The organism is Caballeronia arationis (genome assembly GCF_001544975.2).
Taxonomy (GTDB): Bacteria; Pseudomonadota; Gammaproteobacteria; order Burkholderiales; family Burkholderiaceae; genus Caballeronia; species Caballeronia arationis.
In genome coordinates this window covers 1-2,268 of the sequence record NZ_FCOG02000364.1, presented here as the reverse complement: position 1 = coordinate 2,268, position 2,268 = coordinate 1, and the positions used below count along the sequence as shown (strand labels likewise).

The following is a 2,268-nucleotide window of genomic DNA, read 5'->3' as shown; positions in this document are numbered from 1 at the left end:
CCTACATCGTCTCGTCCCGATCTGACGCAGAAAAGCTCGTCGCGCACCATCTTGTGACGGGTTACGCTGACGCTTACCTTGCAACCGACGTTCGATCTGGCCGATCTGCTGATCCATGTCCTCCAGGCCCTTCCATTGCTCGCGCAACGCATCGATCAGTATCGTGGGCAGGCGTCCTGACAATCTTTCCAGAACTCCTGCGACTGCCCTGTTCAATGCAGCACGGCCGACACCCATCACCTCACCATATTCGGTCAGTAACCCACGCAGGCTGTTGATCTGCATTGTGCGAAACTTCACCAGTTGCTGGCGCATACGATGTAGGGCGAGAACCGCCTGCTGAGCTTCGGTCTTCACGGCGACTGCCTTGCTGCTCATCTGCGTCGCCATCCAGATTGCTCGCGCGTCTGCAGCGTCGTTTTTGTTGCGGATGTTGAATGCCTTGACGAATTTCGCCGGCATCAGCTTCACCAGGTGGCCCATCTCGATCAATCGCCGTGCCCAGTGTTGAGACCCGCTGCAAGACTCCATACCGATGAGACAGGGCTGACGATTGGCGAAGTATTCGAGAAACGCCGCTCGCTTGACAGGCTTGTTCACGATCTCGCCCGTTTCGGGGTCGACCCAGTGAACCTGCATTACGTTTTTTGCGATGTCCACACCCACGATCGTATGCGTCATGACAGATCCTGTTAATTCGGCTGAGTAGGTCAATATGATCACCGATTTCCAAATTCGGTAGCGATCGCCGTCCACCGGGGTATCGCTGACGCGGAACGTACCGATGGGTGGGGGACGTTCATATCATTCAACATTGCGACTATAAATTCGTCAACTCGGGACTTCGGAGCGCCCGATAGCGGGGCGAGCCTTACTCAGCATGGGTTTGCCTGACGCAAAATAAAGTCGTCACTTCGCCCTTGAGATGCGGACTTCGACGCACGGCCGCCGACGGTGTTCAAGGAATATTGCGGCCGACGTATGCCAAGCGCATCGGGCTGCACGCGGCCATAAGCGGTCCCTCGCCGGGCAGCCACCACTGGCATTGCAGTGACTCGTCTGCCTCGCGAACGGACATGCAAGGACGGGCAAGTCACCGGCCAGTTACAACAAGCTCGATTTGCCGCGGCGGCGACAGGCGCACAGCGAGGTCTGACCTGCGAAATATCGGACGAGGTAAGTTGAAGGGGTAGGTAAGATAGCCGTCGGGATGATGGCCGAGTTAGTTGTATCGTTCCGCGGGTGCCGGTGCCGGTGCCGGTGCCGGTGCCGGCGGCTGCGCGCGGCAGATGTCTGGCGCGATTGAGTCGCGCGTGAAGCGCGGTAGCGCACAATTGAGAGGACGTCAGGTTACTCTGTAGGCACCGTTTAGTCGCTGGTACATAGCACAATAATCGCAAAGAAAGGCGCTCAACAACCAGATGGCGGCGCATTCGCCAACTGCGAGCGCTAATATTCACCGCTAACGATGTGCGAGCGCCAGTACAGGATGCGTAGCCGCGTCACCGACATGGGCACCTCAGTGCCATAGACCGGGCCTCAAGTGCAGTGCAGGGATGGGCCGCAGACGTAACACACGCGCGTCGCCGTCTCGCACGTCGCTGATTGGCCCACAAGGCCAACCGCGACTAAGGCGGCGAACTGACGTGCCATTGTGCGCCCCAATTGTGTGGTCCCTAATGGCAATCCGTGTGATACCAATGATCGACCTGACGCTGCGCCGCCTGCAGATCTTCTGGATAGTTCGGATCAAAGGCCTGGAATGGGTTGTATCCCGCCTTCTCCAGCGCCGCCAGCTCACTTCTGTTGCGCTCGGGCGTGACGGGCGCGTTGTTTCTGTTAGCGGCGAGATCCCGGCATTCCGATGCGCTCAAATGCGCAGCGCCTTCCGGCGTGCCGCCCGCGGCACAGCCGATAAGGGAGAGCGTCAACGCGCAAACCATCGGCCAGATCTTCGGCGAGTTCTTCAATTTACTTCTCCCTCTAGTGTTGCAATCTACGTCGATCGGAACGTCGAAGGGGTTCCGGCTCCTTCTCGAACGATCAAGAGCGAGGTTGTGCATCAGCGCTAGCGGCCTGGCGCCGCTCGTTCGAATGCTCCCAGGTGTCCTTGTCCATCACGAGCCGAAAGCCGAGATGCGACATGCTGTTGTACGGATCGGTGCCGCGCCGCGCGCTCGGGCGGTAGCTCAGGCAATAGTCCTCGTTACAGAGGAACGAGCCGCCGCGCGTCACGCGCTTGGGCGCCGCGACCGGGACGCCGGGGTC

At 59.4% G+C, this 2,268-nt stretch carries 3 protein-coding genes; all 3 read right to left on the bottom strand.

Annotated features, from left to right (window positions below; all coding sequences use genetic code 11):
* A partial coding sequence (locus tag AWB81_RS42210; RefSeq protein ID WP_235026237.1) for an IS110 family RNA-guided transposase occupies positions 1 to 681 on the bottom strand: 681 nt, incomplete at its 3' end.
* 995 nt (positions 682 to 1,676) lie between these two features.
* Positions 1,677 to 1,970 (bottom strand): DUF4148 domain-containing protein, encoded by a 294-nt coding sequence (locus AWB81_RS42205; RefSeq protein ID WP_062644468.1) that lies wholly within the window; start codon positions 1,968 to 1,970, stop codon positions 1,677 to 1,679.
* A gap of 73 nt (positions 1,971 to 2,043) precedes the next feature.
* Positions 2,044 to 2,268 (bottom strand): SUMF1/EgtB/PvdO family nonheme iron enzyme (locus AWB81_RS42200; protein WP_144444375.1); only part of this gene is annotated, 225 nt, incomplete at its 5' end.